We start from the raw sequence: 26,943 nt of genomic DNA, 5'->3' as shown, positions 1-26,943 counted from the left end.
GCCGGGGGAAAACTATTGCGTCGCAATATAAGGTGTGGCGCCACTTCGCAAGGGGGCTGTCGCGACGGTCCTCCCAGGAGGGTCCTCCCAGGACGGCCCTCGCGAGACGGCCGCCTACTCGGCCGCGGCGGAGAGCGGGTCCGGCCCGGCGGCGTGCCGCTCGACCAGCACCGCCCGGCGCTCGGCGATGGCGCGCCGCGCCTGGTCGAGGCCCAGCGTGAAGGCCGCCACGCCGGCATTGTCGATGGCGCCGGTCCCCGCCCGGGCCAGGGCCGCGGCCAGGATCTCGTCGGCCTGGCGCTCGAGGTCGGACAATTCCAGCTCGTCCTCGACGTCGCGGCTCGCCCGCACGATGGCGAGGAGCTGGCGCAGGAGCGCCATGTCCCGGGCCCGCGACCTGTTGGCGGCGCGTGACACCAGGGTGGCGGCGGCCGAGCCGAGGATCGAGACGCACATCACCAGGAGGTAGAACCAGTCGCCGTAGCGCTCGAAGAAGCTCTCGACCTCGCCCTCGTAATAGGCCTGCGCGCCGGGATGGACCGGGAGCGAGGCGCTCTTCGAGGTCTCGGGCGCCTCGATCTGGTTGGCGAGCGGCACCTCGACGGCGAGGGCGGGCCGGATGACGAAGAGAAGTCGCGTCAGCTCCGACACCACCGAATCGGCGAGGCGCGCCTGGGCCACCAGCCGGTGGCTGACCCCGACCGTGGTGACGGTCTCGGCCGGGCGCGGCGGCGTGCCGCCGAAGGTGCCGCGGGCGATCTCGACGCTCTCCAGCGCCGGCCAACGCCGGGCCAGCACCGCCGCCTCGCCGATCGGCACGAAGGCCGGGGTCCCACCGGTGCGCCCGATGCTCGCCACGACGTCGCCGGCGGTGCGGCCGATCAGCGGGCTGACGGTCAGCACGGCGTCGACCTTGCCCTCGCGCAGCGCCTCGCCGGCCTCCTGCCCGTCGCCGAGCGGGACCGTCGTCACGGCGTCGGCCGGCACGTCGTAGTGGGCGAGCAGGCTCGCCAGCAGCCGGAGGTTGGCGGCGGGGTTGCGCACGATCCCGATCCGCTTGCCGCGCAGGTCCGGCACGGCGGAGAGGGACGGGTCGGTCGCCAGCAGCAGGGCCGCGTCGCGATGCAGGATCGCCACGGTCTGGGTGCTCGCCGGAATGCCGACGTCGGAGCGCACCACGGCGAGGTCGGCGCGGCCGATCTCGGCCATCCGCGCGCTCTCGGCGACGCCGCTCGTCGGCACCAGCCGCAGGCGCACCTCCTCGTGGGTGCGGGCGAGGGATTGCGCCACCGCCGCCATCAGGCGGGCGTCCTCGCTGCCCGCCGGCCCGACGGCGACGCGCAGCGTCGTGGGCTGCCCGAGCCACTGGTAGGCGAGCAGGGCCGTCGCCACGAGGGCGAGGATGGCCGCGAGGACGAGGGGAAGGTGGCGCCGCATGGTCGTGTGACCTTGCGGCCGGGCGCCCGGTTCCGCAATCCGGCCGTTTGGCGCGGGGCCCGCGCCCCGGATTGCCCGTCGTCCCGGATCGGGCGGCGAGACGCCTACAGCCCGGCGATGCGGTCGATGGCGAACTTCGCGTTGGCGACGATGCGGTCGCGGTGCTCGGCCGGCAGCTTGCCCCCCGTCAGGAGCTGCAGGCAGGCCCGGAGGGTGTCGGCGGGACGCCCCGTCCAGGAGGCGGCGACGGCGTACTCGTCGAGCAGCGCCCAGTCGTGGATCCAGGCCTCGACGGCCCGGCCCTCGGCGGGCGGGCCGATGCCGAGGCCGCGCGCCGCGAACCCGTAGGCCTCCTCGTGGCGGCCATGCGTGCGGGCGTGCCGGGCGGCGGCGTGCAGCGCCTCCGCCCGCGACGCACCGATGCCGGCCGCCCGCGCGAACGCGTCGAGCACCGTCTGCGGCTCGTCGCCGAGCGCGGCCTTCAGGCGCGCCGCGCGGTAGAGCGCGAGATAGACCTCCTCCCGGTCGGGCCCGCCGAACGCGCCTCGCGCCAGGTAGCGGTCGTGCGCCGGCCGCAGCCGGCCAGCCGTCTCCAGGATCAGGCCCAGCTCGTAGCCGCAGGACGGATCGGCGACCGACTCGGCCGTCGCCAGGCGCGCCGACCGGAAGGCGCCCCGGTCGTGCCGGACCGCCAGCCTCGGACCGAGCGCGTTGTAGAGGCTGTGGTTCTCCACGCTCCCGGTCTGGGCGAAGCGCTCCAGCGCGGCCATCCCCGAGAAGGTCGACCGCGACGTCCCCACGAAGGCTCCTGCCGCGAGCGCGATCTCGAAATCCGCCAGCGAGAGCTCGAGCAGGTTCGCGTCGTCCGACTGGAAGCGCGGCAGCAGGTCGGACTTCCAGAACGCCTCGATGTCGAAATGCTCGCGCAGGGATTGCCGGATCCGGTCCTTTCCGTCGACGAGCGCCGCCTCGTCGCAGACGACGTAGATCTTCGCGGCACCGTCGGGATGCGTCGCGCGGAACTTGCGGGCGATGCTCTCGGCCGTGTGCAGGTTGTCCTCGTTGAAGCCGACCTCCGGATCGACCCGGGTCCGGACGTGGAACTCCCAGTCGCGCTCGATGCGCATCTGGACCACGTGGGTGATGCCCCGCTCGTCGAGCACGATGTCGCGCAGCCTCGCCACGTCGGGCGCGGTGCGCGCCGACGGCACCAGGGCGCGCAGGAACCGGGCGGCGACGCCGTCGCGGTCGAGCTCCCCGGCCGCCGCCGTGCCGGCGATGTGGCGCTCGCCGTGATGGAAATACTCCCAGCCGCCCTCGTCCCCGGCGGGATCGCGATCGAGGACGGTGACGCCGATGGACTCCGCGAAATCCCGTAGGCGCGCCACGTCGAACGCCGTCGCGATCGGGACGCGCTTGTGGATGAACGTGATCTGGTCGAAGATCACGATATCGGGCAGGATGACGCAACGATTCTCGCCCGTCATCGCCTTCAGGAACAGGCCGAGAAGGGCGATCTTCTGGTTGCTGATGCCGCCCCTGTTGTAGGAATAGCCGTGCGCCTGATCGGGGCGGTCGGTGTCGCGGATCACGAAGGAAGCCTTTTCGCGGAAGCCCGTCGCCGGCCGATCGATGCGGGCATCGAATGCTTGCGGCCGCTTCCCGGTCAGCCCGGCCTGCTCGCGGGATAGACCCGATCATCGTTCATGCGCCGCCGGCTGCCAACCCCGGCGCTTTCGTCGTTCCGGCCGGGCTCCGCCTACAGGCTGACCCGCAGCCCGAGCGCGATCACCGCCACGATCGCCGCCCCGAGCGCCGGACCGACGGCCGCGATCATGAGGGCGCCCGGGTGGTAGCCCGGCGCCGCGAGGTAGCGCTGATGCGCGTTCTTCTCCTGCCGGAGCAGCGGCGCGTGCTCGCGCGCCGCCGCTCCGGGCGTCCGACCCTGTCGCATGATGCCGTCCCCGCCCGCTTGAGCCGGCCCGTCTCCGGGCGGCGCGAGACCTGTTGTGTGGAACCCATGAGGCGCCGGACGGCGTGAAGAGGTGGTGAATCCGATCCCTCGGATTCTCCCTTGTCGTGAATCGGGGGTTAGCGCGCCGAGATCGGGTCGAGGCCGGTCCCGGCCACCGTGCCGGCGTGCTCCGGGGCGGACAGCCAGGCGATCAGGGCCCGGGCCGCCTCCGGGTGCTGCGCGCCCTTCGGGATCCCGGCCGAGAATACCGTCACCTTCTGCACCTCGGGTGGGACCGGCCCGACGATGGTGATGCCCGGGACGGGCTTCAGTTCGGCGACCTGCTGGAAGCCGAACTCCGCGTCGCCGCGGGCGACGACGTTGCCGACGCGCTCGGCGACGATCATCCGGCTCTTGGGCGCCAGCTCCTTCTCGAGACCCAGCTTCCTGTACATCTCCTTCTCGATATAGACGCCGCTGGCGCTGTCCGAGTAGGCGATCGAGGCGGCGCCGAGCAGTGCCCGCTTGAAGGCGTCGAGGGTGGCGATGTCGGGCACCTTGGCGCCGGCCTTGACCGCCAGCGCGATGCGCGAATCGGCGAGCGCGACCTTGCTGCCCGGCTCGATCCGGCCCTCCTTGTCGAGGGCGTCGAGGGCGTAGCCGACCATGATCACCACGTCGGCCGGCTCGCCGCGGGCGAGCCGCACCGGGATCGCCTCGGGCGCCGTCCCCATCGAGGGGCCGTAGGCGGTCGCGACCGTGTCGCCAGTCTTCGTCTCGAAACCCGGAACCAGGGCCTGGTAGGCGGCGGTGAAGCCGCCGGAGATCATCACCCGGACCTCGGCGGCCTTCGCCGGGCCGGCGAGCGCGAGCCCCGCCGCCAGAAGGGCGGCGAGCCGGGGGAGGGCGCGTCGCCGGGTCCGCCCGGCGCGGTGATGCGGTGTCGTCTCGCTCATGGAACCTCCCGGCGGCGCCCGTCGCGGCACCTCGTCCGTCGATTAAGCCGTCGACGGCGCCCTCGCCACCGATTCCGCGGGATTAGATTTCTCTGTCAAACGTGCGACGGTTGGCGCTAGAGAGGGCGAAGGCAAGCCCGATATCGGGAGGAAGCGTCATGGCAGGTCCGGTCCACGGTCCGCAGGGATCGAAGGTCGCCACGGTGTTGCGCGTCACGAGCGGCAACTTCCTGGAGATGTTCGACTTCTTTCTGTTCGGCATCTACGCGAGCCACATCTCGAAGGCCTTCTTCCCGGCCGAGAACGAGTTCGCCTCGCTGATGTTCACCTTCATGGCCTTCGGCGCCGGCTTCCTGATGCGGCCGCTCGGGGCGATCTTCCTCGGCGCCTATGTCGACCGGATCGGCCGGCGCCAGGGCCTCATCGTGACCCTCGGCATCATGGCCGCCGGCACGGTGCTGATCGCCTTCGTGCCGTCCTACCAGACCATCGGCCTCGCGGCGCCGTTCCTGGTGCTGGTCGGCCGCCTGCTCCAGGGCTTCTCGGCGGGCGTCGAGCTCGGCGGCGTGTCGGTCTACCTCGCCGAGATGGCGACGCCCGGCCGCAAGGGCTTCTACGTCTCCTGGCAGTCGGGCAGCCAGCAGGTCGCCGTGATGGTGGCGGCGCTGATCGGCTTTACCCTGAGCCGGACCCTGATGCCGGCCCAGATGTCGGACTGGGGCTGGCGCATCCCGTTCTTCATCGGCTGCATGATCGTGCCGTTCCTGTTCTACATCCGGCGCTCGCTGGAGGAGACCCAGGAGTTCCTGCACCGCAAGCACCGCCCTTCGCTGCCCGAGGTCTTCAATTCGCTCGGCGAGAACTGGAAGATCGTACTGCTCGGCATGCTGCTCGTGGTGATGACCACGGTGTCGTTCTACACCATCACGGTCTACACCCCGACCTTCGGCAAGAGCGTGCTCAAGCTGTCCGAGACCGACAGCCTGATCGTGACCTTCCTCACCGCCCTGTCGAACCTGTTCTGGCTGCCGGTGATGGGCGCGCTCTCCGACAAGATCGGCCGCAAGCCGATCCTGCTGGTGTTCTCAGGCCTGACCCTGCTCACCGCCTACCCGGCCTTGGCCTGGCTCACCTCCAACATCTCGTTCACCAACATGCTGATCACGCTCCTGTGGCTGTCCTTCCTTTACGGCAGCTACAACGGCGCGATGGTGGTGGCGCTGACCGAGATCGTGCCGGCCAACGTCCGCACCACCGGCTTCTCGCTCGCCTACTCGCTCGCCACGGCGATCTTCGGCGGCTTCACCCCGGTCGTCTCGACCTGGCTGATCCAGGCGCTCGACAACAAGGCGGCGCCGGGCCTGTGGATGGCCTTCGCGGGCGCCTGCGGGCTGATCGCCACCCTGCTGATCTACCGCCGCCGCGAGGGCGCGACCGCCGCGCTGCCGGGCACCGTCCGCCCGATGGCGGGCGAGTAGCCCGCGCCGGGCTGCAAGCCCGCGTCAGGTCAGGAGACCGTCGAGGGAGCGGATCACCCGGACCGGCGCGAGGTCCGGGTATTCGTCGGGCTGGCCGGTCCGGTTGACCCAGACCGGGGCGAAGCCGTAGGCCGCCGCCCCGGCGATGTCCCAGCGGTTCGAGGACAGGAAGACGATCCGCGCGCGCTCGACCGCGAGCGCCCGCGGCGCCAAGTCGTAGGCCCGCGGCGCGGTCTTGAAGGTGCCCGCGGGATCGACCGACAGGACCGCGTCGAGCCGGCCCGACAGCCCCGCCGCCGTCACGGCCGCGTCCAGCATCGCGGGGTCGCCGTTCGACAGGATCGCGGTCTTCAGCCCCGCCCGGCGCAGGGCGTCGAGGGTGTCGGGCACCTCCCCGTAGGCGTCGAGCGACCGGTAGGCCTCCAAGAGAGCGTCCCGCATGCCGGCATCGACGTCGGGATGCTTGGCGAGGGCGAAGTCGAGGGCCCGTTCGGTCAGGGTCCAGAACGGTGCGTAGCGCCCGCACAGCGACAGCACCCACGAATATTCGAGCTGCTTCTGCCGCCAGGTCTCCGACAGGGCCTGCGATTGCGGGCCGATCGCGGCGGCGTGGCGCTGCACGGCCGAGTGGACGTCGAGAAGCGTGCCGTAGGCGTCGAAGACGACGGCCTCGGCGCGGTCGAGCGGGGCGGGAAGCGGCATGGACGAGCCCTCACGGATCGAGCGTGAACCCGCGAGGCCCGCGACGGGTTGCGCCCGTGCTCCAGGATACCGCGTCGTGGCGCAGTGTCGCGCACCGGCCGGAATCTGCGCCGAGCGGGGAAACCGGCCGGCCTCCCCGGCGCTTCATAGGGAGCGTTCGCAACCCCACCGATCCGGGATTCCTCCATGCCGCATCTCCTCGTCATCGGCGCCAGCCAGGGCATCGGCCTGGAGACGGTCAAGGCGGCGCTCGCGGCGGGGCATCGGGTGCGGGCCTTTGCCCGCTCGGCGGGCAAGATCGACCTCTCCGACCCCAACCTCGAACGCTTTCCCGGCGACGCCCTGTCCTCCGCCGACGTGACGGGGGCGCTCCAGGGCGTCGACGCCGTGGTGCAGGCCCTCGGGGTGCCGGCCCGCGACCTGCTCGGCCCGGTGCACCTGTTCTCCGACGCGACGAACGTGCTCGTGCCGGCGATGGAGAAGGCGGGCGTGCGCCGGCTCGTCGCGGTGACGGGCTTCGGCGCGGGCGACAGCCGGGCGGCGATCGGCCCGCTGCAGCGGCTGCCCTTTCGTCTCGTCTTCGGGCGCGCCTACGACGACAAGGACGCCCAGGAGATCCGCATCCGCCAGAGCGGGCTCGACTGGACCCTGGTGCGCCCCGGCGTGCTGACCGGCGGTGCCGCGACCGGGCGCTACCGGGTGCTCGACCGGCCGTCCTCGTGGAAGAACGGCCTGATCGCCCGGGCCGACGTGGCCCGCTTCATCGTCGCGGAGATCGCCGACAACGCCCATGTCGGCCGCCCCGTCGTCCTGATCAGCCACGCCCTGCCGCTGTGACGCCATGGACAAGCTCGCCTATTACGCCGTCACCCTGTTCGAGTCGGTCCTCGGCGTCGTCGGGATCCGGACCTTCTACGACCAGCCCCGCTACGCGGTGGTGGAGCGGCTCGATCGCGGCGTCGAGATCCGCGCCTACGAGGCCCGCGTCGCGGTCGAGACCGACGCGCGCGGGCAAGGTGGCGGGCAAGGCGACGGCGAGGCCTTCGGGCGGCTCTTCCGCTACATCACCGGGGCCAACCGGGCGGGCGACCGCATCGCCATGACGGCGCCCGTCGAGACCGGCGGCCGGCGCATCGCCATGACGGTGCCGGTCGAGCAGGGCGCCGGCGGCACGATGCGGTTCTTCCTGCCCCATGCCGTGGCGGATGCCGGCGCGCCGGAGCCGACCGAGGCCGGCGTGCGGCTGGTGCGGGTGCCGCCCGAGCGAATCGCGGCGCTTCGCTTCTCCGGCCGCATCACCCCGGAGGCGAGGGCCGAGCAGGAGCGCATCCTGACCGGGGTGCTGGCGAGCGCCGGCAAAGCGACGGCCGCGGCCCCTTTCTTCATGGGCTACGACCCGCCCTTCGCGATCCCGTTCCTGCGCCGCAACGAGGTGGCGGCACGGCTGGGGGAGTGACCCGCGCCCGAGCAGACTTGCGTTGGAAGGCCGCACGGTACACGACAGGGGCATAAAGCCTTTCTGCGTCAAGGCTTTCCCATACATAACCTCATCCTGAGGTGTTGGCGATCAAAGATCGCACGTGATCGAAGATCGCTGAGCCTCGCAGGAGGGCTCCAGAAATCGCAGCGACATCTGGAGGCCTCCTTCGAGGTCAGTCGATCGAAGATCGACCAACGCCTCAGGATGAGGTCGCGGGTGGGAGAGACGATCATCGCGGATTGACGTCGCTGCCGTGTACCGTGGGCAGGCCAACGCGTCGCCCGCTTAGGTTCTTGTTTTGTCGCAGATGTTCGGCGCCGAACCGATAACCGCTTCCGCGAAATCTGCTTACCGCCCGTCCGCCCGCGCCACCGCCCGCTTGATCACCTGCTGGACCTCGACGTTCGACAGGAAGAGGTCGTGGTTGATGAGGCCGCTGCCGTAGTCGGACGCATCGGCGACGCGCACGCCGAGCGCCTCGAGGCGGCTGCGGTCGGCCGCGCCCGCCCGCGTCACGCCTCCCGCGATGGTGCTGGAAAGTTCGAGCGCCCGGTCGTTCGTCGAGGAGATCACCGTGATCTTCTGCGCCGCGGTGCCGAGGCGCTCGATGCCGTTGGTGAACAGGTCGATGTCGATGTCGGGGGCGGCGAGCACGATGGCGCCGATCCGGTCGAGGGCGGCCTCGCCGGCGTCGGCCCGCAGCATGCGCAGGGTCTCGAGGGTGAGGAGCGTTCCCATCGAGTGGGCGACGATGTGGATCCGCCCGCCCTGCGAGACCGCGAGCGCCCGCAGCAGGTCCTCGAAGGCGTCGCGCGACCACAGCGCGCTCTCGCGGTCGTAGCCGTAATCGAAGGTCTTGCCGGCGGACGGCCAGCTGAACAGGCCCGACACGCCGCGAAAGCGGATGCCGTCGGAGAGCTGCGCCGCGCTCACCGCCGCGGTCTCGAACGATTCGCGGTAGCCGTGGACGTAGAGCAGCACGTCGCGCCCGAGCGCGGCTTCCGCGAAGGCGGTGGCGGCCTCCGGCCCGGTGACCACCCGGGGGGCGGCGGCGATGCGCCAGTCCCCGGTGACCACCGCCGAGACCTTGCCGATCAGCGAACGGTCCGGCACCGCGAGCCGCACGGTCGCGAAGGACAGGCCGCGCCCGCGCTGGTCGGTGAAGTAGGGCGGGCGCCCGGCCGGGTCGGCGGGGCGGCGGGTCGTGGCGACAAGGAGCACCGGGCTCACGTCCAGGGCGGATTGCTTCTCGGGACCCGGGGACTCGCCGAGGAGCCCGTCGCCGAAGCAGCCGCCCAGCGACAGGCTGGCGAGGGCGGAGAGGCCGAGGCGGGCAAGGCCCCGGCGCGTCGGCGCGGCGTTCGTGGTCATGGCGTCCTACTCGGGATGCGGCACTCGCCCCGGCTTTGGGGCCGGGGATGCGGCATGATCGTGGCCGTGGCGCGTCGCGCCGGGGAATGCCGCGGCGAAGGGACCGGGCGAGGCCCCGCCTGTTGCCCGAAGGTTACGCTTCCCCGACCTTTCGTCCACAGCCCGGGCCCTCGACGGGGGCCCGGCGAGCCGGCAGAAAGGTCGCCATGACCGTCCCGGCCCCCGATCTCGCCCAGCTCCTGTCCGGCAACCGCGCCGCCCTCGCCCGCGCCATCACGCTGGTCGAATCGAAGCGGGCCGACCACCGCGCCGCCGCCCGCGGGCTCCTCGACGCCGCCCTGCCGCATGCCGGCAAGGCGGTGCGGGTCGGCATCACCGGCGTGCCCGGCGTGGGCAAGTCCACCACCATCGACGCGCTCGGCGCCGCCCTGACGGCGCGGGGCCACAAGGTCGCGGTGCTCGCCGTCGATCCGAGCTCGTCGCGCACCGGCGGCTCGATCCTCGGCGACAAGACCCGGATGGCTCGTCTCGCGGTCGATCCGAATGCCTTCATCCGGCCCTCGCCCTCGTCGGGCACCCTCGGGGGCGTCGCCGCCAAGACCCGCGAGACGATGCTGCTGTGCGAGGCTGCCGGCTTCGACGTGGTGCTGGTCGAGACCGTGGGCGTCGGCCAGTCCGAGACCGCGGTCGCCGACCTGACCGATTTCTTCCTCGTCCTGATGCTGCCCGGCGCCGGCGACGAATTGCAGGGCATCAAGAAGGGCATCCTCGAACTCGCCGACATGATCGCCGTCAACAAGGCCGACGGCGAGGAGGGAATGCGGCGCGCCATGGCGGCGGCGGCCGAATACCGCGCCGCGCTGCACATCCTGACCCCGGCGAGCGCCACATGGTCGCCGCCGGTGTCGACGATCTCGGGACTGTCCGGCCAGGGCCTCGACGCCCTGTGGGACGCGGTGCTCGACCACCGCCGCAAGCTCACCGCCACGGGCGAGATCGCCGCCAAGCGCCGGGACCAGGACGTGAAGTGGATGTGGGCGCTCGTCCACGAGCGATTGCACCAGCGCCTCACCGGCAGCGCCGAGGTGCGCAAGACCACGGCGGAGGCCGAGCGGATGGTGGCGGCGGGCGAGCGCTCGCCCGCCGCCGGCGCCGACCTGATCGCCGAGCTGATCGGCCTGTAGGTTAGTACCCGACGGTGAAGCGCCGGCGGAGATGGGCCGGGCGCTCGATCTCGTCGACGAGGGCGACGGCGTCGTCCTCCCAGGAGATGCGGCTGCCGCCCTCGACGACGAACCAGGCGGCGATCCTGGTAGCGCGGCAGCGCCAGGCGAAGCCTGCGGCCAGGGTGGCACCGGAACGATCGCGGGCAGGCACGACTTGCCCGGTAACCGGGCGTTAACCAAAATCGGTAACGATGCCTTAACACAAAAAAGCCGGGACGAATCCCGGCTTCTCTTCGGTGGTCTCGAGGGTCCGGGGGCCGGCTCAGCCGAGGTTGAGCCGGTCCACCTTGGTGCTCCGCAGGGATTCCGGGATGGCCGCGAAGTCGGTGTACCCGGCTTCGCGCGCCATGGCGTCGAGGGCCTGCTGCTCGTCCGCGGCACCGCCGGTCCAAAGGATCGCACCGGTCGCGGCCTGCCGAACCTGGAAGATGGCCATCGCGCTGTTCCTTCCCGTGATCACTGACATTCGTCCCCTCAACGCGGAGCGGGCACGAGAAGTTGCAGCCGATCGGTCATTGCGCGCTGTCATGCCCTGGGTGTAGAGAATGAACGTTCATTCTCGGAAACGACACCGCGTGCCGCCCTCACAAAGTCCCGCCCGCCTCGATTCGGCCGAGGAGCGCCGCACCCGCATCCTCGATGCGGCGGAGGCCTGCTTCGTCCGCCACGGCTTCCACCGCGCCACGATGCACGACGTGGCAGCGGAGGCCGGGATGAGCCCCGGCAACCTCTACCGCTACTTCCCCTCGAAGGACGCGATCGTCGCCGGCCTTGCCGAGCGCGACCGCGCCGCCGTGGCGGAGGACTTTTCCGGCATCGAGGCCGCCCCGGACCTGATGCAGGCCTTCACCGGCCTCGCGCGCCGCCACCTCGCCGAGGCGCCGGCCGAGAAGGCGGTCCTGTGCCTGGAGATGTGGGCCGAGGCGACCCGCAACCCCGCCATGGCGGCGATCTGCCGGGACTTCGAGCGCGAGATCGCGGGACGGCTCACGTCGCTCTACCGGCTGGCGCAGGACCGCGCCGATCCGCCGAAGGCCGGCGCCGACCCGGAGGCGCTCGCCCGCCTCGCGATGGTGATGGCCGACGGCATCATGGTGCGCCGCGCCCTCTCGCCCGACTTCGCCACCGGCCCCGTCATCGACGCCATGCTGACCCTCGTCGGCGCGGCGCTCGACGGCCGCTTCGACCCGACGACCACCCCGGAATCCGACCGATGACCCGCCCCCGTCGCCGCGCCGGCATCCCGGCCCTCACCCTCGCGGCGGCCCTCGCTGCGACCTCCGCCGCCGTTCCGGCCCTGGCCGAGCCCGCGCCGTCGGCTCCCGTCGTCGCGGCGGCGCCCGCCCCCGCGGTCACCGTCGCGGTGGCGGCCGAGCGCGAGATCGTCGAGCGCGCCGTCGTCACCGGATCGCTGGTGCCCCGCGACGAGATCCTGGTCTCCCCGGAGATCGAGGGCTGCCGCATCACCGAATTGCTGGTGGAGGAGGGCGACCGGGTCGCCAAGGGCGCGGTGCTGGCGCGGCTCTCGCGCGAGATGATCGACACCCAGCTCGCCCAGAACGCCGCCGCCATCGCCCGGGCCGAGGGCGCGGTGGCGCAGGCGCGCAGCACCATCGTGCAGGCGGAGGCCGCCCAGACCGAGGCCGCCCTGTCGCTGGAGCGCGCCCAGTCGCTGATGAAGACCGGCAACGGCACCGCGGCGGTGCTGGAGCAGCGCGAATCCGCCGCCAAGGGCGCGGATGGCCGGCTCTCGGCCGCCCGCAACGGGCTCGCCATCGCCCAGGCCGACCTCGCCCAGGCGCGGGCCCAGCGCACCGAACTCGACCTGAAGCTCGCCCGCACCGAGATCCGCGCGCCGGAGGGCGGCATCGTCAGCCGCCGCACCGCCCGGGTCGGCGCCACGGCGAGCGCCTCCGGCGAGCCGCTGTTTCGCCTGATCGCCCGCGGCGAGATCGAGCTCGAGGGCGAGGTGCCGGAGACCGGGCTGGCGCGCCTGCGCGCCGGCGCCCCGGCGAGCCTCGACCTCGATACGCCCGACGGGCCGGTCTCGGTCTCGGGGCGCGTCCGGGTGGTCTACCCGGAGATCGACCGGGCGACGCGGCTCGGCAAGGTCCGCATCAAGCTCGACGCCGATCCGCGCCTGCGCATCGGCGCGTTTGCCCGCGGCGCCGTCGAGGCGGCGCGGCGCACCGGCGTCGCCGTGCCCCTCGCCTCGGTGGTCTACGGCCCGTCGGGCCCGACCGTGCTGGTGGTCTCGGGCGAGCGGGTCGAGCTGCGCTCGATCCGCACCGGCCTGTCGGCCGGCGGCTTCATCGAGGCCCGCGACGGGGTCAAGGCCGGGGACGCCGTGGTGGCCCGGGCCGGCAGCTTCCTGCGCGACGGCGACCGGGTGCGGCCGATCTACCCCGCGATGCCGGCGACCGCCGAGGCAGGGCGTCCCTGACGCCCTCTTCCCAGGTTCTCCGGCGTCCCTGACGCCCTCTTCCCGACTCTCGGACGTCCCCGACGCCCGCCTCGTCCGCCTTCCTCTCCTGACCGGGTCCGCTCGATGCGCCTGAACGTCTCCGCCTGGGCGATCCGCAAGCCGATCCCCTCGATCGTGCTCTTCCTGGTGCTCGGGCTGCTCGGCCTCGTGAGCTTCCGCAGCCTGCCGATCACCCGCTTCCCCAACATCGACATCCCGATCGTCTCGGTGACGGTGACCCAGGCCGGCGCCGCGCCGAGCGAATTGCAGACCCAGGTCACGAAGTGGGTCGAGGACGCGGTGGCGGGGGTGAAGGGCGTCAAGCACATCATCTCGTCGATCACCGAGGGCACCTCGACGACGACGATCGAGTTCCGCCTCGAGGTGAATACCGATCGCGCCGTCAACGACGTGAAGGACGCGATCGCCAAGGTCCGGATGAACCTGCCGCGGACGATCGACGAGCCGATCATCGCCCGGGTCGAGATCGCCGGCCTGCCGATCATGGTCTACGGCGCCTCGGCGCCCGCGATGACGCCCGAGGACCTGTCGTGGTTCGTGGACGACGTGGTGGCGCGCCAGATCCAGGGCCTGCGCGGCGTCGGCGGCGTCGAGCGCTTAGGGGGCGTCGCCCGCGAGGTCCGCGTCACCCTCAAGCCCGACCGGCTGCTGGCGCTCGGCATCACCGCCGCCGACGTGAACCGGCAGTTGCGGCTCACCTCCGCCGACATGGCCGGCGGCCGGGCCGAGGTCGGCGGCCAGGAGCAGTCGATCCGCACGCTCGCGGCGTCGGCCAGCCTCGATACCCTGGCGGCGACCTCGATCGTGCTGCCCGGCGGCCGCAAGGTGCGGCTCGACGACCTCGCGACGCTCAGCGACGGGGCCGAGGAGCCCCGCACCTTCGCACGCCTCAACGGCCAGCCGGTCGTCGCCTTCGCGATCTCGCGGGCGAGCGGCGCCTCCGACGCCTCGGTGGGCGAGGTGGTGTCGAAGAAGATCGAGGAGCTGGGCCAGACCTATCCGGGCGTGCGCTTCGACCGGATCGATTCCTCGGTCACCAACACCATCGGCAACTACGAATCCGCCATGCACAGCCTCATGGAGGGCGCGGCGCTGGCGGTGCTGGTGGTGTTCCTGTTCCTGCGCGACTGGCGCGCGACGCTGATCGCCGCCGTCGCCCTGCCGCTCTCGGTCTTCCCGACCTTCTGGGCGATGAGCGCGATGGGCTTCTCGCTCAACGCGGTGAGCCTCCTCGCCATCACCCTCGTCACCGGCATCCTGGTCGACGACGCGATCGTGGAGATCGAGAACATCGTCCGCCACATGCGGATGGGGAAGTCGCCCTACCGCGCCGCGATCGAGGGCGCCGACGAGATCGGCCTTGCCGTCATCGCCATCACGGCGACGCTGATCGCGATCTTCGCCCCCGTCTCGTTCATGGGTGGCATCGCCGGGCAGTACTTCAAGCAGTTCGGCCTCACCATCGCGGCGGCCGTCTTCATGTCGCTCCTGGTGGCGCGCCTCATCACCCCGATGATGGCGGCCTACTTCCTGCGCGACCACGGCCACCACGAGGAGCGCGAGGGCCCGGTGATGCGGGTCTACAACCGCCTCGTCCTGTGGTCGGTGCGGCACAAATACGTGACCCTGGTGGTCGGCCTGGCGCTGTTTGCCGCCTCCATCCTGTCGACGAGCCTGCTGCCGGCCGGCTTCCTGCCCAAGGAGGACGCCGCCCGCACCCTGATGGTGGTCGAACTGCCGCCGGGCGCGCGGCTCGACGACACGATCGCCGTCACCGACCGGATCGCGCAGCGCATCCGCACCCTGCCGGAGGTCCGCTCCGTCTTCGTCGATGGCGGTCGGCAGCTGCCGGGCAAGAAGGAGGTGCGGCTCGCCACCTTCACCATCAACCTGACGCCGAAGAACGCCCGCGCCCGCAAGCAGGCCGACGTCGAGGCGGCGATCATGGACCTGATGCGCGACGAGGCGGACGTCCGCTACTGGTCGCTGCGCGAGGGCGGCCAGCGCGACTTCACCCTCATCGTCGCGGGCGGCGACACCGCCCAGGTGACCGAGGTGGCGGAGAAGATGCAGCGCGAGGTCGCGACGCTGCCCAACCTCGTCAACGTGATGTCGACCGCGCCCCTCGACCGCACCGAGGTCCGCATCCGGCCGAAACCCGGCGTCGCCGCCGATCTCGGCGTCTCGACCGACACCATCGCCGAGACGGTCCGCGTCGGGACGATCGGCGACATCGGCCAGAACCTCGCCAAGTTCAACGCCACCGACCGGCAGATCCCGATCCGGGTCCAGCTGCCGATGGCCCTGCGCGGCGACCTCTCGGCGCTGGAGAGCCTGAAGGTGCCGGCGAAGAACGGCGCCTCGGTGCCGCTCGCCGCGGTGGCCGACATCAGCCTCGGCCGCGGGCCCACCGCGATCGACCGCTACGACCGCGCGGTGCGCGTGGCGCTCGAGGCCAACATGCAGGGCTCGGACGCGCTCGGCGAGCAGATCAAGCTCGCGATGAACACCCCGACCGCCCGCAACCTGCCGCCCGGCATCAGCTTGCGCCAGACCGGCGACGCCGAGGTGATGGGCGAGGTGTTCGAGGGCTTCGCCCTGGCGATGGGTGCCGGCCTGATGATGGTGCTCGGCGTCCTGATCCTGCTCTTCGCGTCGTTCTTCCAGCCGCTGACCATCCTGTTCTCGCTGCCGCTCTCGATCGGCGGCGCGATCCTCGGGCTCCTGGTCTTCAACCGGCCGATCTCGATGCCGGTGGTGATCGGCATCCTGATGCTGATGGGCGTGGTGACGAAGAACGCCATCATGCTGGTCGACTTCGCCGTCGAGGAGATGAGCCGCGGGGTCGACCGCGTCACCGCCATCACCCAGGCCGGCGCCAAGCGTGCCCGACCGATCGTGATGACGACCATCGCCATGGCGGCCGGCATGGTGCCGAGCGCGATGGCCTTCGGCATCGGCGGCGAGTTCCGCTCGCCGATGGCGATCGCCGTGATCTCGGGCCTGATCGTCTCGACCCTGCTGTCGCTGCTGTTCGTGCCGGCGATCTTCCTGCTGATGGACGATCTCTCGCGCCTGATGGGCCGGCTGTTCGGCCGGTTCGTCGGCGCGGTGGACGAGCCGCCGGGGCACGAGGGGGCCCAGCGTCCGGCGGCGGCGGAGTAGGGGTGACTTGATCGCGCCGGGATCATCGTGGGACAAGTTGCGGCGCTGCCGCTCGGGCATCCGATCGTTGGTTTTCCAGGAAGCCGGTGCAACGATGACCACGCCTCCCAACCCAGCGAGAGTGGCGACCATCCGGCAGGAGGATCCGGCACAGCCGGAGGTCGTCGCGCTGCTCCGCAACGGCGAGGCGGATTCTGCCGCGCTTTATCCTGCTGAAAGCAACCACCATATGATTCTTGAAGGGTTGCGCGCATCGAACGTGCGCTTCCTCGTGGCGCGTGACGCCGAGGGCCGGGCGGTCGCGACTGGTGCCCTGGTCGAGCATGGCGACTGGGCCGAGATCAAGCGGATATGGGTCGAGGAACACGCACGAGGACGGGGCCTGTCCCGGCAGATGCTCGATGCGTTGCTGGCCGAAGCGGATCGCGCCGGGATGGCCGTCCTGCGCCTGGAGACCGGTATCGTCAGTCACACCGCGCTCGCCCTTTACGAGAGGACAGGCTTCGTGCGTCGGGGGCCGTTCGCGGACTACACCGACGATCCGCTGAGTGTGTTCATGGAACGCCGGCTGAGAGCCGCGTGATCTGATGAGATGCCACAGCGCGACACCGAGAACTCGGTCAAGCAGCAGAACAAGGAGAACCGGGAGGCCGACCGCAACGTCGATCGCCTGATCACCAACCGGAAGTAGGTCTGCCACTTCTTTCGACCGGTGGAACTGTCAGAGCCTTTCTGAGTGGCTGCGCAAGCTGTCTGCCGCACAGACGCCGCCATCTCCCGACGTCATCCTGGGGCTCGACGAAGTCGAGAACCCGGGATCCATAACCGCTGACGGGGCAGGATGAGGTGTGCAGCGTTCCGCTTCAACCTGGACTGTCAGCGGTTATGGATCCCGGGTTCCGCTGCGCGGCCCCAGGATGACGTTGGTGGACTTGAAGGCGCCATCGCATAGCTGCGGGCGCGACCAAGCGCTACTGCCCCCGCCGCGCCTGCGCGGCGAAGCGCACCGCCTCCTCCGCGGCCCGGAACTGCGCCTTGGCCTTGTTGATGCATTCCTGCTGCTCGGAGGCAGGATTCGAATCGTGCACGATGCCGGCCCCGGCCTGGACGTGCATCCGGCCGTCCTTGACGATGGCGGTGCGCAGCACGATGCAGGTGTCCATCTGGCCGTCGGCGCCGAAATACCCGATGCAGCCGCCGTAGGGCCCGCGCTTCTCGCGCTCCAGTTCGTCGATGATCTGCATCGCCCGCACCTTCGGGGCGCCCGAGACCGTGCCGGCGGGGAATCCCGCGGCGAGCGCCGAGAGGGCGTCGTGCCGGGGATCGAGGCGGCCCTCGACGTTCGACACGATGTGCATGACCTGGCTGTAGAATTCGAGGAAGAACGAATCCGTCACCCGCACGCTGCCGATCTCGGCGACGCGGCCGACGTCGTTGCGGCCGAGATCGAGCAGCATCAGGTGCTCGGAGCGCTCCTTGGGATCGGCCAGGAGCTCGTCGGCCAGCGCCCGGTCCTGCTCCGGCGTGGCGCCGCGGGGCCGCGTGCCGGCGATCGGCCGGATGGTGACCGCGCCGTCGCGCACCCGCACCAGGATCTCGGGCGAGGAGCAGACGATCTGGAAGCCGCCGAAATCGAGGAAGCACAGGAACGGTGCCGGGTTGACGCGGCGCAGCGCCCGGTAGAGCGCCAGGGCCGGCAGGCCGAACGGCGATTCGAAGCGCTGCGACAGCACCACCTGGAAGATGTCGCCGGCGGCGATGTACTCCTTGGCCCGCGCCACCATGGTGTGGAACTCGTCGGGCGTGACGTTCGAGACCTGGGTCGGCGTCGGGATCTCGGCCGGGTTCTGGCGCGCCTCGACCGGCAGCGGGCCCTCGAGGGCGTCGGCGGCCGCTTCGAGCCGGGCAAGCGCCCGCTCGTAGGCGGCCCTGGCCGAGATCCCGGCGACCGGCCGGATCGGCGCCACGAGCGCGATCTCGTCGCGCACCGCGTCGAAGATCACCATCACGGTCGGGCGGACCAGGATCGCGTCCGGCACCCCGATCGGGTCGGGATGGGCCGGGCCGAGCCGCTCCATCTCCCGCACCATGTCGTAGCCGAGATAGCCGAAGAGGCCGGCGGCCATCGGGGGCAGGCCGGGCTCGGCCGGAATCGCGCTCTCGGCGATCAGCGCCCGCAGGCTGTCGAGGGGGGCGGCCTCCTCGGGCGCGAAGGCCGCGAGGTCGGGCGCCACGGCCCGTTCGGCCCGGCCGTCGGCGCAGCGCCAGGCGAGGTCGGGATCGACCCCGATCATCGAGTAGCGGCCGCGCACGGCGCCGCCCTCGACCGATTCAAGCAGGAAGGCGGCGCCGTCGCGGCCGGCCTTCAGCTTCAGGAAGGCGGCAACCGGGGTCTCGAGATCCGCCACCAGGGTGGTCCGCAGGAGGACCGGCCGGCCCTCGGCATAGGCGGCGGCGGCGGCCTCGGGGGAGGGGGCGACCAGCACGGGATCAGTACTCGCCGCCGATGGCCCGCCGGAAGGCGGCATCGTTGACCGAGACGCCGGCCTGCTTCTGCACGTCGGCGATGTACTGGGCCAGGATGTCGTCGGCCAGCGCCGTGCGGTACTGCTGCTCCACCGCGACGGCACCGGCCGCACTCGGCACGAAGGCCGGCACCGTGGCGTTCGTCACCCGGAACACCGCCCGGGCGGTGTCATCGCCGGCGGCAGTGCCGGCCTTGCCGACCGGGGTCGCGAAGATGCGGGCGACGCTCTCGGCCGAGAGGCCGTCGCGCCCGCGGCCGCGGGCGAGGTCGGTCACGGTCTTGGCCTCCTGGCCGAGGGACTTCGCGACCTCCTCGATCGCCTCGCCCTTGTCGAGGCGCTCGGTCGCCTCGCGGGCCTTGGCGGCGAGGCGGCGGGCGACCTCGTCGGCCTTCCACTGGGCCGTCACGGCGTCGCGGACCTCGGCCAGGGGCTTGTCGTGGGCCGGGTCGACCTTGGTCACGTCGTACCAGACGTAGCCGCCGGCGCGGGTGCGCAGGGCCTCGTTGTCGGCACCCATGTCGCTGCGGAAGATCGCCGCCAGCGTCGCGTCCTTGTCGGGGATGGCCTCGACCGCCTTGCCCTGGGGATCGCGGCCCTGCGCGTCGACCGCCGGCACGCTGACGAGGGTCAGGCCCTGGTCGCGGGCGATGTCGGCCAGCGGCTTGGCGCCGGCGCGCTGGTCCTCGATCGCGTCGTGGACCTTCTCCAGCCCGTCCCGGGCCTTGTCGAGGGCGACCTCGGCGCGGATCTCGCCCGCCACCTCCTCGAACGGCTTGCGCGCCGCCGGCTGCACCGCGGTCACCCGCAGGAGCACCGTGCCGAAGCGGCCCTTCACCGGCTCGCTCACGGCGTTCGCCTCGGCGGCGAAGGCGGCGTCGGCGACCGCCGGGTCGAACAGCTCGGACTTGGCGAAGGTGCCGAGATCGAGCGCCTTGGCGTCGAGGCCGCGTTCGGTCGCGACCTGGTCGAAGGTCGCCTGGCCGCCGCGGATGCGGGCGAGCGCGGCTTGCGCGTCGGCGTCGTTGGGGAAGACGATCTGCTGGATCGACCGCTTCTCGGGCGTGCCGAAGCGGGTCTTCTCGCTCTCGTAGCGGGCCCGGGCGTCGGCGTCCGTCACCGCGTCGGGCTTGGCGAGCGTCGCGGGATCGAGGACCAGCAGGTTCACGCTGCGGTACTCGGGCGCCCGGAACGCGCCCTTGCGCTCGGTGTAGAAGGTCGTGACCTGCTCGTCGGTCGGGGCCGGGATCTCGCCGGCGGCCGAATCCGGCAGGGTGAAGGTCGCGGCGGCGCGGCGTTCGGAGGTGTAGCGGTGGATCGCCTCGCGGGCGGCGAGCGAGACCGGCAGATCGGCGGTGATCGCGTCGGCGAGCTGGAGGCGGGCGGCGACCGCGCGCTGCTCCTGCACGAAGCCCTGCTCGGTCAGGCCGGCCTGCCGCAGGGTGTCGCGGAAGGTGTTGACGTCGAAGGCGCCGTTCGTGCCCTTGAAGGCCGGCTCCTCCTGGATCAGCCGCACCACCGTCGAATCCGGGATGCGCAGCCCGAGGTCCTTGGTCTTCTGGTCGAGGGAGGCCTCGGTGATCAGCTGGGCCAGCACCTGGCGGTCGAGGCCGAGCGCCTTGGCCTGATCCGGCGTGATCGGCCGGCGGCTCTGGCGCGACAGGCGCTGGAGCTGGTTCTGGTAGGCGGTGCGCAGGGCCTCGGCCGGGATCTGCGTGCTGCCCACCGTCGCGACCGCGTTGCTGCCGCCGCCGCGGAAGATGTCGCCGATGCCGAAGATGGCGAGGCCCGCGATCAGGAGGCCGAACACCACCGTCACCACGATCTTGCCGAGCCAGCTCTGGCTGGCGGCGCGGAACCCCTGGAGCATCGCGATCCTCAAAAGCCATGGGGGCGCCTGCCGCGAGGGGACGCCCGGATCGGGCCGCGATACCGCATAAGCGCCGCAAGGCAAAGAGCGCCCCCCGGACGTTTGCCGCCCGGCGGCGGACCTGTTACCCGGCGACGCTTGATCGAGGATCAGGGGAGAGACATGACGACCGAACGGCCGCGTCCGCTGGTGGCGGGAAACTGGAAGATGAACGGCCTCCAGGCTTCGCTGGCGGTCGCCGAGGCGGTCCGCGACGGCCTCGATGCGGGGCTGGCCGCGCGCATCGACGTGCTGGTCTGCCCGCCCGCGACCCTCGTCGGCGCGACCGCCGCGGCGCTGAAGGGCTCAGCCGTCCAGGTCGGCGGCCAGGACGTCCACGCCGAGGCGAACGGCGCCTATACCGGCAACGTCTCGGCCGAGATGCTGGCCGATCTCGGCGCGCGCTACACCATCGTCGGCCATTCCGAGCGCCGGGCCTACCACCACGAGAGCGACGCCGACATCCGCGCCAAGGCGCTGGCCGCGCGCCGCGCCGGCCTCGTCGCCATCATCTGCGTCGGCGAGACCCGCGAGGAGCGCGAGGCCGGCCGGACCCTCGAGGTCGTGGGCGGCCAGCTCGCCGGCTCGCTGCCGGACGGCGCCACCGCCGCCGACACGGTGATCGCCTACGAGCCGGTCTGGGCGATCGGCACCGGGCTCACCCCGACGGTCGACGACGTGGCGCAAGTCCACGCCCTGATCCGGAAGGAGCTCGAGGGCCGGCTCGGCGCCGAGGGGGCGAAGCTGCGCATCCTCTACGGCGGCTCGGTGAAGCCCTCGAACGCGGCCGAGCTGATGGGCGTCGCCAACGTCGACGGCGCGCTCGTCGGCGGCGCAAGCCTGAAGGCCGAGGACTTCCTGGGGATCGCGGCGGCGTATCGCTGAGGCGCGCGTCCCCGCGCGCGTCCTCCACCGGGATTCAACCCCATTGATTATCCCGGGGCTCGCCGAAGGCGGGGCCCGGGACCCATGAAGGCCGGCGCTTCAGAACGCGGCCGAGATCGTGCCGCTTCGCCTGGAGGCCTTGGGCACGGGATGACGAGCCCCCGGGTTCAGTCGTCCGGGCGCCATAGATCAGTCGATCCGTGACTGCAGGAACGCGACCGGACCCGGCGAGGTCCGGTCGAAGACCGCGGCGGCGTAAGAGGCGAGAGTCCTGTCACCACCCGTTGCCGTCCAGGCGGCAGCCCGTCGGGGATCGTGCATGGCGCGCGGCAGCGCCACTTTCCGGTTTCCCATCAGGCAGACGACGGAATCGGGCTCACGCGACTGCAGGAGCCGGATGGCCCCGATGGTGCGGGCAATCTCGGGTCCCTTGTCGACGCAATCGCCGAGGAAGACCAGCTTCCGCGATCACCCGTCGCAGTGATCCGCGGTCATGGCGAGCAATCTCTCAAATTCGCTCGCGCAGCCGTGAACAGTGCCAATTGTATATGTTAAATATTACACGCAAGAATACTGAATATTTTTGACGACAGCACGGTAGATCGCGCACAATAACGGCGCTGGCACCCTGCAATAATTGGTCGATCGGCCCGGCTGGCGAGGGTGCTCCGAGCTGGGAATGGAGACATAGTCGATACCGCGGGACCTGGGAGAAACGCCGTGAACAAAGATCGGGATGTCCTGCAAAGCGGGATACAGGTTTCCGCTCCGTCGCCCGTTGACGTGCGACACGCGGCGCGGCGACGGAGCAGCGTTCCACAGGGTGCGATCTTGCGTTGCGCGATCTTTTTGCCGTAAAGAAAATGAAGGTAAATCGGTCGAGCAATCCATGCCGGACATCGAGGCTTCGGGTCGTCAAACGGTCAGTCTACGATTCTCGACCGACCTGGCAGCGCCATCCGGTCAGTGCGGCTTCGAGGCGTATCACGACCTCTACGCGACAGCCGCCGACGCGGTGAGGCTGGACGAGACCTTCGCGGTCGCGGTGACGGCCGAGCGACTCGGTGGCATGATCTTGTTCGACCGACAGCTTCGGGGCGTCGCGCATGCACGCCCGCGCCGGCGGGTCCTGCGCAACGGCTTCGATCACTTCACGGCCCAGATCGTCCTCGACGGAGCCCTGACGGTCGGCACGCCGAACGGCAGCCGGATCGTCGGACCGGGCGAATGCGCCCTCATCGACATGAGCCAGCCCATGGAGACGAGGGCGAGCCAGGCCCGCGTCATCACGCTGTCCATCCCCCGCGACGTGATCGAAGTGGCCGCGCCCGAGCCCGGGCGCCTGCACGGTGCGGTCCTGCCGCAGGATCGGGTACGCCTGCTGACCGGGTTCCTGCACGCCGTGCTCGACGAACTACCTCGTCACGGCGCGAGCGATCGCCAGCGGTTGGAGCGAGTGACTGCGGAGCTCCTCGCCCTTACGCTTGCAGGCCACGTCCCGCCAGCATCGGACGCGGTGCGGACGGCCAGCGCGGCGGCCTGCCGCCGCCGGGCCCGACGCTACATCGATGCGCATCTGGGCACGACGCCCGACGACGTCGCGCGGGCCGTCGGCGTGTCGCGCTCCGTGCTCTATCGGGCCTTCGAGGCGAGCGGCGGCGTCGCCCGCGTGATCCGCTCCCACCGGCTCGCGCGCCTGCGTGCCCTGCTGGCGAGCCCCGACGAGTGCGGCCGGATTTCCGATCTCTCCCGGGCCTGCGGCTTCTCGAGCGAGTCCGATTGCAGCCGCACATTCAAGGCGGCCTACGGCGTGTCGCCGAGCGACTACCGCCATCTCCGACGGGCCGAGAGCAATCCGGACGCCGCGTCCCCTCAGGGCCTCGCCGAATGGTGGGACGATCTGCGCTGAACCGTCGCCGCCGCTGCGCCGCATCGGCACGTCGCGGTGTTCGAACCTCGATGCGGATCCGGTCGGACAAGGACCTTGCGCGGCGACGGCCCGGCGAGACCGTGGGACCGGTCGCGGACGGCGGCTTCTGGCGGATTGGATGGCGAAAGGGCCCTGCCGATGGCGGCGCCTAGGGCCTGAGCCATCGCGGGCATTGGTGGGCGGTGACGGGCTCGAACCGCCGACCCTCTCGGTGTAAACGAGATGCTCTACCAACTGAGCTAACCGCCCGGGTGCCGGCATCGTTAAGGGGCTCGGGCCGCGAGTGCAAGACGCTGCATGCAAGCTGCGGCACGGACAAGGTCCTTTGCAGCGGGGGGCAAGGCTCTGCCCACGGGCGCCGGCGAGGCCTGTCGCGGATGCGGAACGGGCCGCGTGCGATGGGCCGGCGACACCCCGCGCAGCACCCCGAGGACCCCTTCCGGCTTTCTTGAGCCGGCGGCTTGACAGGGTAGGGGGCTCCCCATACACCGCAGCCATCGCAGCACTGCGAGACGCCGGGCGGACGTAGCTCAGTCGGTTAGAGTGCCGGCCTGTCACGCCGGAGGTCGCGGGTTCGAGCCCCGTCGTCCGCGCCACTTCCTTCAGGGATAAGGCGTTTCTGTAGTGCAATGCGCCATGTGCGGACGTAGCTCAGTCGGTTAGAGTGCCGGCCTGTCACGCCGGAGGTCGCGGGTTCGAGCCCCGTCGCCCGCGCCATTTCCCTCGCTGGAAAAACGACTTCCAAGATCTGACCCTAAGGCAACGTCAATCATCGTTGGCCTAAGGCATTCCCGTATGGAATGCGGTGCTGCGGATTTCTTGGTCCAACATTGGCGTGAGCCGGAAATTCGCCATCCTGATGGCGGCGACCGTGCTCGGTCTCGGCGCGGTGATGCTCCATGCCCTGCGCGCCAACCACGACAGCCTGGTCGGCGAGCGGGTGGCGAAGCTCCGCGCCCTGACCGACGTGGTGGTCGCGACCGCGCCGGGCCTCGAGGCGGAGGTGAAGGCCGGCACGTTGACCCGCGAGGCCGCGATGGCGATGGTCCAGCGCCGCTCCACCGCCATGCGGTATGATGGCGACAACTACGTCGCCGTCTACGACTCCTTCGCCGGCCAGACCGACCGGGCGACGCAGGAGATCTCCGCCCAGGTCGCGGCGATCCAGGACACGATCCGCCGGGCGACCGCCGCGATGGGCGAGGTCGCCGAGCGGGCCCGGGCGATCAACGGCGTCACCGACCGGTTCGCGACCGCCGTCGAGACCCAGGTCGGGGCGACGCAGGCGATCGTGCGCGGCGTCGCCGAGACGGCCGCCGGCACCGCCACGGTCCGCGACGCGGTCGAGGGCCTCGCCCTCGCCGCCGAGGCCACCGGCGACGCCGCCCGCCGGGTGCTGCAGGCCGCCGGTGCGGTGGCGCAGCAATCGGCCGGCATCGGCGCCGAGGTCCGACGGTTCCTGGCGACGCCGCGGGCCGCCCGAGGCCGCCCGCACATCGCCACAATCCCCGCACAGGTGGCGCCGCCGGCCCGGACTCGCCCGGGCCGCGCCGCCCGCCCCGAGGATTGACGAGACGATGCCCCAGCCGCTCCGTTCGATGGCCCCAGCCCGGCCGGCCGGGAGCCCGCGTCGCGGGGCGACCCGGCGCCCGCTCGTCCTCGCCGCCCTCGCGGGGGTCGGCCTGGCGCTCGCCGGGTGCAGCGGCAGCGCGCTCCTGCCGGCGCCCGACCTGCCCACGAGCCCGGTGATCCTCGACGAGGCCGCGGCGGCGGCGGCGATCTCGCGCTACCGGGCGAGCCACGGCCTCGGGCCGGTGACGGTCGATTCCTCGTTGATCCGCGCCGCCTCGTACCAGGCCGATTCCAACGCCCGCGCCGGACGGCTGTCGCACGAGGTCGGCGGCACCTTCGACGCGCGCCTCAAGCGGGCCGGCTTCGGCGGGCGCTACGCCGCCGAGAACCTGAGCGCGGGCTCGGCCACCTTCGACGAGGTGCTGAAGCGCTGGCAGGTCTCGCCCGAGCACAACCGCAACATGCTGATGCCGCAGGTCAGGCGCGTCGGCATCGCCCGGGTCGACGCGCCCGGCAGTCGCTACAAGCGCTTCTGGGCCCTGATCCTCTCCGACGGCTGAGCCCCGCCGTCGCCCTGCGCTGCGGCATGGCGACCGGTCCCGGCCCGGCCCGGGAGCGGGGAGGGCCCCCCTGCGACGATACTCCCCGGCAGGCCGCGGCCCGCCGGCGTTGTGCGCCGCGTGCATGTCCTTATGTAGCGCGGAGACGTTCGCGGTTTGTGCGGTGCGAACGCCCCTTGTTTCGCAATACCCGCTCGTTTAAGCCTCGCGGCACCTTCCGGGCTTTGGAACCGTTCCGATGACGGCCCCGGCGGCCCGCGGCGCGGGCCCGCGCCCAACGCTCGCGCCAACCCTTGGGGATGCTCGATGAACGGCCTCCTGTCGGATTACCTGCCGCTGGTGATCTTCATCGGCGTGTCACTCTTCATCGCCGTGGCGCTCCTCGTGGCCCCGTTCCTGGTGGCCTACAACAGCCCGGACCCGGAGAAGCTCTCGGCCTACGAGTGCGGGTTCAACGCCTTCGACGATGCGCGCATGAAGTTCGACGTGCGCTTCTACCTCGTCGCCATCCTGTTCATCATCTTCGACCTCGAAGTGGCCTTCCTGTTTCCGTGGGCGATCACGTTCGGGGACCTCGGCTGGTTCGGCTTCTGGTCGATGATGACCTTCCTCGGCGTGCTCACCGTCGGCTTCGTCTACGAGTGGCGCAAGGGCGCCCTCGAGTGGGACTAGCAGCCGGAACGCGTAGAGCCGCCCCCGAGACGTAGGAACCGGACCCCGCCATGGCCCTCACCACCGTCCGCGCCCCCGAGATCGCGCCGCAGCCGAAGGGTATCCTCGACCCGGCCACCGGCAAGCCGATCGGCGCCAACGACCCGACCTTCCTGACGATCAGCGACGAACTCGCCGATCGCGGCTTCCTGCTCACCACCACCGACGACCTCATCACCTGGGCCCGCACCGGCTCGCTGATGTGGATGACCTTCGGGCTCGCCTGCTGCGCCGTAGAGATGATGCAGATGTCGATGCCGCGCTACGATTGCGAGCGCTTCGGCTTCGCGCCCCGCGGCTCGCCGCGCCAGTCCGACGTGATGATCGTCGCCGGCACGCTGACCAACAAGATGGCCCCGGCGCTCCGCAAGGTCTACGACCAGATGCCGGAGCCGCGCTACGTCATCTCGATGGGCTCATGCGCCAACGGCGGGGGCTACTACCACTACTCCTACTCGGTGGTGCGCGGCTGCGACCGGGTGGTCCCGGTCGACATCTACGTCCCGGGCTGCCCGCCGACCGCCGAGGCGCTGCTCTACGGCGTGCTGCTGCTGCAGAAGAAGATCCGCCGCACCGGCACGATCGAGCGCTGAGGCC

The 26,943-nt window shown here is 71.3% G+C and carries 23 protein-coding genes, 3 tRNA genes and 1 pseudogene; 16 read left to right on the top strand and 11 right to left on the bottom strand.

The features are described 5' to 3' along the window. Positions 1-114: 114 nt before the first annotated feature. From V3T34_RS04300 to V3T34_RS04285, 4 genes are all read right to left on the bottom strand, one after another. The gene (locus tag V3T34_RS04300) at positions 115-1,437 is read right to left on the bottom strand and encodes a TAXI family TRAP transporter solute-binding subunit (RefSeq protein WP_091886062.1); all 1,323 of its coding nucleotides are present in this window, start codon (positions 1,435-1,437) and stop codon (positions 115-117) included. 104 nt (positions 1,438-1,541) lie between these two features. Next, positions 1,542-3,029 carry an O-fucosyltransferase family protein gene (locus V3T34_RS04295; RefSeq protein ID WP_305077435.1) on the bottom strand — a complete coding sequence of 496 codons (1,488 nt, stop codon included), beginning with the start codon at positions 3,027-3,029 and terminating at the stop codon, positions 1,542-1,544. Positions 3,030-3,196: 167 nt separating this feature from the next. Next, entirely contained in the window at positions 3,197-3,391 is a 195-nt protein-coding gene (locus V3T34_RS04290) for a hypothetical protein (RefSeq protein WP_091751905.1), read from the bottom strand. 137 nt (positions 3,392-3,528) lie between these two features. Then, positions 3,529-4,347, bottom strand: a complete 819-nt coding sequence (locus tag V3T34_RS04285; RefSeq protein ID WP_305077436.1) for a substrate-binding domain-containing protein — start codon at positions 4,345-4,347, stop codon at positions 3,529-3,531. Positions 4,348-4,505: 158 nt separating this feature from the next. On the opposite strand from V3T34_RS04285, the gene tcuC reads away from it, so the two are divergent. Then, a complete protein-coding gene (tcuC, locus tag V3T34_RS04280; protein ID WP_305077437.1) occupies positions 4,506-5,825 on the top strand; it encodes an MFS transporter in 1,320 nt (439 codons plus the stop codon). A gap of 24 nt (positions 5,826-5,849) precedes the next feature. On the opposite strand, the gene V3T34_RS04275 is transcribed toward tcuC, so the two are convergent. Then, the gene (locus tag V3T34_RS04275; RefSeq protein ID WP_305077438.1) at positions 5,850-6,527 is read right to left on the bottom strand and encodes a haloacid dehalogenase type II; all 678 of its coding nucleotides are present in this window, start codon (positions 6,525-6,527) and stop codon (positions 5,850-5,852) included. Positions 6,528-6,713: 186 nt separating this feature from the next. Here V3T34_RS04275 and V3T34_RS04270 point away from each other — a divergent pair, with 186 nt between their 5' ends. Next, positions 6,714-7,364 (top strand): NAD(P)-dependent oxidoreductase, encoded by a 651-nt coding sequence (locus V3T34_RS04270; RefSeq protein WP_091886080.1) that lies wholly within the window; start codon positions 6,714-6,716, stop codon positions 7,362-7,364. Positions 7,365-7,368: 4 nt separating this feature from the next. Beyond that, a complete protein-coding gene (locus V3T34_RS04265) occupies positions 7,369-7,983 on the top strand; it encodes an SOUL family heme-binding protein (protein ID WP_305077439.1) in 615 nt (204 codons plus the stop codon). A 372-nt stretch (positions 7,984-8,355) separates the two neighbouring features. On the opposite strand, the gene V3T34_RS04260 is transcribed toward V3T34_RS04265, so the two are convergent. Further along, the gene (locus V3T34_RS04260; protein ID WP_060845536.1) at positions 8,356-9,378 is read right to left on the bottom strand and encodes an alpha/beta hydrolase; all 1,023 of its coding nucleotides are present in this window, start codon (positions 9,376-9,378) and stop codon (positions 8,356-8,358) included. A gap of 206 nt (positions 9,379-9,584) precedes the next feature. On the opposite strand from V3T34_RS04260, the gene meaB reads away from it, so the two are divergent. Then, positions 9,585-10,562: a methylmalonyl Co-A mutase-associated GTPase MeaB gene (meaB, locus tag V3T34_RS04255; protein WP_305077440.1), complete on the top strand. Its 978-nt coding sequence runs from the start codon at positions 9,585-9,587 to the stop codon at positions 10,560-10,562. A gap of 1 nt (position 10,563) precedes the next feature. Here meaB and V3T34_RS04250 read toward each other — a convergent pair. Together V3T34_RS04250 and V3T34_RS04245 are read right to left on the bottom strand one after the other, a co-directional pair. Next, positions 10,564-10,665 (bottom strand): annotated as a pseudogene (locus V3T34_RS04250) (NAD(P)-dependent oxidoreductase); the annotation flags it as partial. A 201-nt stretch (positions 10,666-10,866) separates the two neighbouring features. After that, positions 10,867-11,040: a hypothetical protein gene (locus V3T34_RS04245; protein ID WP_167543872.1), complete on the bottom strand. Its 174-nt coding sequence runs from the start codon at positions 11,038-11,040 to the stop codon at positions 10,867-10,869. Positions 11,041-11,179: 139 nt separating this feature from the next. On the opposite strand from V3T34_RS04245, the gene V3T34_RS04240 reads away from it, so the two are divergent. The 4 genes from V3T34_RS04240 (at position 11,180) to V3T34_RS04225 (ending at position 16,837) form a co-directional block, all read left to right on the top strand. Beyond that, positions 11,180-11,821: a TetR/AcrR family transcriptional regulator gene (locus tag V3T34_RS04240; RefSeq protein WP_244533426.1), complete on the top strand. Its 642-nt coding sequence runs from the start codon at positions 11,180-11,182 to the stop codon at positions 11,819-11,821. Further along, the gene (locus V3T34_RS04235; RefSeq protein ID WP_305077441.1) at positions 11,818-13,047 is read left to right on the top strand and encodes an efflux RND transporter periplasmic adaptor subunit; all 1,230 of its coding nucleotides are present in this window, start codon (positions 11,818-11,820) and stop codon (positions 13,045-13,047) included. The genes V3T34_RS04240 and V3T34_RS04235 overlap by 4 nt, the downstream gene beginning before the upstream one ends. Positions 13,048-13,152: 105 nt before the next feature. After that, positions 13,153-16,254 (top strand): efflux RND transporter permease subunit, encoded by a 3,102-nt coding sequence (locus tag V3T34_RS04230; RefSeq protein WP_305077442.1) that lies wholly within the window; start codon positions 13,153-13,155, stop codon positions 16,252-16,254. 94 nt (positions 16,255-16,348) lie between these two features. After that, positions 16,349-16,837, top strand: coding sequence for a GNAT family N-acetyltransferase (locus V3T34_RS04225; RefSeq protein WP_091886100.1), 489 nt, complete (start codon positions 16,349-16,351; stop codon positions 16,835-16,837). A 388-nt stretch (positions 16,838-17,225) separates the two neighbouring features. On the opposite strand, the gene trpE is transcribed toward V3T34_RS04225, so the two are convergent. Both trpE and V3T34_RS04215 read right to left on the bottom strand, forming a co-directional pair. Then, positions 17,226-18,740, bottom strand: coding sequence for an anthranilate synthase component I (gene trpE / locus V3T34_RS04220; RefSeq protein WP_091886103.1), 1,515 nt, complete (start codon positions 18,738-18,740; stop codon positions 17,226-17,228). 4 nt (positions 18,741-18,744) lie between these two features. Further along, entirely contained in the window at positions 18,745-20,649 is a 1,905-nt protein-coding gene (locus tag V3T34_RS04215; RefSeq protein ID WP_305077443.1) for a SurA N-terminal domain-containing protein, read from the bottom strand. A 162-nt stretch (positions 20,650-20,811) separates the two neighbouring features. Here V3T34_RS04215 and tpiA point away from each other — a divergent pair, with 162 nt between their 5' ends. Together tpiA and V3T34_RS04205 are read left to right on the top strand one after the other, a co-directional pair. Then, the gene (tpiA, locus tag V3T34_RS04210; RefSeq protein ID WP_060845542.1) at positions 20,812-21,573 is read left to right on the top strand and encodes a triose-phosphate isomerase; all 762 of its coding nucleotides are present in this window, start codon (positions 20,812-20,814) and stop codon (positions 21,571-21,573) included. An 889-nt stretch (positions 21,574-22,462) separates the two neighbouring features. Further along, complete coding sequence (locus V3T34_RS04205) at positions 22,463-23,482, top strand: helix-turn-helix domain-containing protein (protein WP_305077444.1); 1,020 nt, start codon at positions 22,463-22,465, stop codon at positions 23,480-23,482. A 194-nt stretch (positions 23,483-23,676) separates the two neighbouring features. On the opposite strand, the gene V3T34_RS04200 is transcribed toward V3T34_RS04205, so the two are convergent. Beyond that, positions 23,677-23,752 (bottom strand) — tRNA-Val (locus tag V3T34_RS04200). 270 nt (positions 23,753-24,022) lie between these two features. On the opposite strand from V3T34_RS04200, the gene V3T34_RS04195 reads away from it, so the two are divergent. The 6 genes from V3T34_RS04195 to V3T34_RS04170 all read left to right on the top strand — a co-directional run bounded on the left by V3T34_RS04195 (position 24,023) and on the right by V3T34_RS04170 (position 26,939). Continuing rightward, positions 24,023-24,099: transfer RNA gene (locus V3T34_RS04195), tRNA-Asp, on the top strand. 44 nt (positions 24,100-24,143) lie between these two features. Then, a tRNA-Asp gene (locus tag V3T34_RS04190) sits at positions 24,144-24,220 on the top strand. Between the two features lie 118 nt (positions 24,221-24,338). Next, positions 24,339-25,073 carry a hypothetical protein gene (locus V3T34_RS04185; protein WP_305077445.1) on the top strand — a complete coding sequence of 245 codons (735 nt, stop codon included), beginning with the start codon at positions 24,339-24,341 and terminating at the stop codon, positions 25,071-25,073. A gap of 7 nt (positions 25,074-25,080) precedes the next feature. Beyond that, positions 25,081-25,635 (top strand): CAP domain-containing protein, encoded by a 555-nt coding sequence (locus V3T34_RS04180; RefSeq protein ID WP_407942670.1) that lies wholly within the window; start codon positions 25,081-25,083, stop codon positions 25,633-25,635. Positions 25,636-25,941: 306 nt separating this feature from the next. Continuing rightward, positions 25,942-26,307: an NADH-quinone oxidoreductase subunit A gene (locus V3T34_RS04175; protein ID WP_060845602.1), complete on the top strand. Its 366-nt coding sequence runs from the start codon at positions 25,942-25,944 to the stop codon at positions 26,305-26,307. 50 nt (positions 26,308-26,357) lie between these two features. Next, entirely contained in the window at positions 26,358-26,939 is a 582-nt protein-coding gene (locus V3T34_RS04170; protein WP_048425437.1) for a NuoB/complex I 20 kDa subunit family protein, read from the top strand. Positions 26,940-26,943: the final 4 nt, after the last annotated feature.

It is taken from the genome of Methylobacterium ajmalii (assembly GCF_036448855.1).
GTDB classification, from domain to species: Bacteria; Pseudomonadota; Alphaproteobacteria; order Rhizobiales; family Beijerinckiaceae; genus Methylobacterium; species Methylobacterium ajmalii.
This window is presented reverse-complemented; position numbering and strand designations above follow the sequence as displayed.

What these genes read in the sequence shown, in the direction of transcription:
- V3T34_RS04290 (WP_091751905.1), bottom strand. Translation starts at nt 3,391, where the DNA reads ATGCGACAGGGTCGGACGCCCGGAGCGGCGGCGCGCGAGCACGCGCCG.
- meaB (WP_305077440.1), top strand. Translation starts at nt 9,585, where the DNA reads ATGACCGTCCCGGCCCCCGATCTCGCCCAGCTCCTGTCCGGCAACCGC.
- V3T34_RS04260 (WP_060845536.1), bottom strand. Translation starts at nt 9,378, where the DNA reads ATGACCACGAACGCCGCGCCGACGCGCCGGGGCCTTGCCCGCCTCGGC.
- V3T34_RS04300 (WP_091886062.1), bottom strand. Translation starts at nt 1,437, where the DNA reads ATGCGGCGCCACCTTCCCCTCGTCCTCGCGGCCATCCTCGCCCTCGTG.
- V3T34_RS04205 (WP_305077444.1), top strand. Translation starts at nt 22,463, where the DNA reads ATGCCGGACATCGAGGCTTCGGGTCGTCAAACGGTCAGTCTACGATTC.
- V3T34_RS04275 (WP_305077438.1), bottom strand. Translation starts at nt 6,527, where the DNA reads ATGCCGCTTCCCGCCCCGCTCGACCGCGCCGAGGCCGTCGTCTTCGAC.
- V3T34_RS04180 (WP_407942670.1), top strand. Translation starts at nt 25,081, where the DNA reads ATGCCCCAGCCGCTCCGTTCGATGGCCCCAGCCCGGCCGGCCGGGAGC.
- tpiA (WP_060845542.1), top strand. Translation starts at nt 20,812, where the DNA reads ATGACGACCGAACGGCCGCGTCCGCTGGTGGCGGGAAACTGGAAGATG.
- V3T34_RS04270 (WP_091886080.1), top strand. Translation starts at nt 6,714, where the DNA reads ATGCCGCATCTCCTCGTCATCGGCGCCAGCCAGGGCATCGGCCTGGAG.
- V3T34_RS04230 (WP_305077442.1), top strand. Translation starts at nt 13,153, where the DNA reads ATGCGCCTGAACGTCTCCGCCTGGGCGATCCGCAAGCCGATCCCCTCG.
- V3T34_RS04285 (WP_305077436.1), bottom strand. Translation starts at nt 4,347, where the DNA reads ATGAGCGAGACGACACCGCATCACCGCGCCGGGCGGACCCGGCGACGC.
- V3T34_RS04215 (WP_305077443.1), bottom strand. Translation starts at nt 20,649, where the DNA reads ATGCTCCAGGGGTTCCGCGCCGCCAGCCAGAGCTGGCTCGGCAAGATC.
- tcuC (WP_305077437.1), top strand. Translation starts at nt 4,506, where the DNA reads ATGGCAGGTCCGGTCCACGGTCCGCAGGGATCGAAGGTCGCCACGGTG.
- V3T34_RS04245 (WP_167543872.1), bottom strand. Translation starts at nt 11,040, where the DNA reads ATGGCCATCTTCCAGGTTCGGCAGGCCGCGACCGGTGCGATCCTTTGG.
- V3T34_RS04175 (WP_060845602.1), top strand. Translation starts at nt 25,942, where the DNA reads ATGAACGGCCTCCTGTCGGATTACCTGCCGCTGGTGATCTTCATCGGC.
- V3T34_RS04265 (WP_305077439.1), top strand. Translation starts at nt 7,369, where the DNA reads ATGGACAAGCTCGCCTATTACGCCGTCACCCTGTTCGAGTCGGTCCTC.
- V3T34_RS04225 (WP_091886100.1), top strand. Translation starts at nt 16,349, where the DNA reads ATGACCACGCCTCCCAACCCAGCGAGAGTGGCGACCATCCGGCAGGAG.
- V3T34_RS04235 (WP_305077441.1), top strand. Translation starts at nt 11,818, where the DNA reads ATGACCCGCCCCCGTCGCCGCGCCGGCATCCCGGCCCTCACCCTCGCG.
- V3T34_RS04170 (WP_048425437.1), top strand. Translation starts at nt 26,358, where the DNA reads ATGGCCCTCACCACCGTCCGCGCCCCCGAGATCGCGCCGCAGCCGAAG.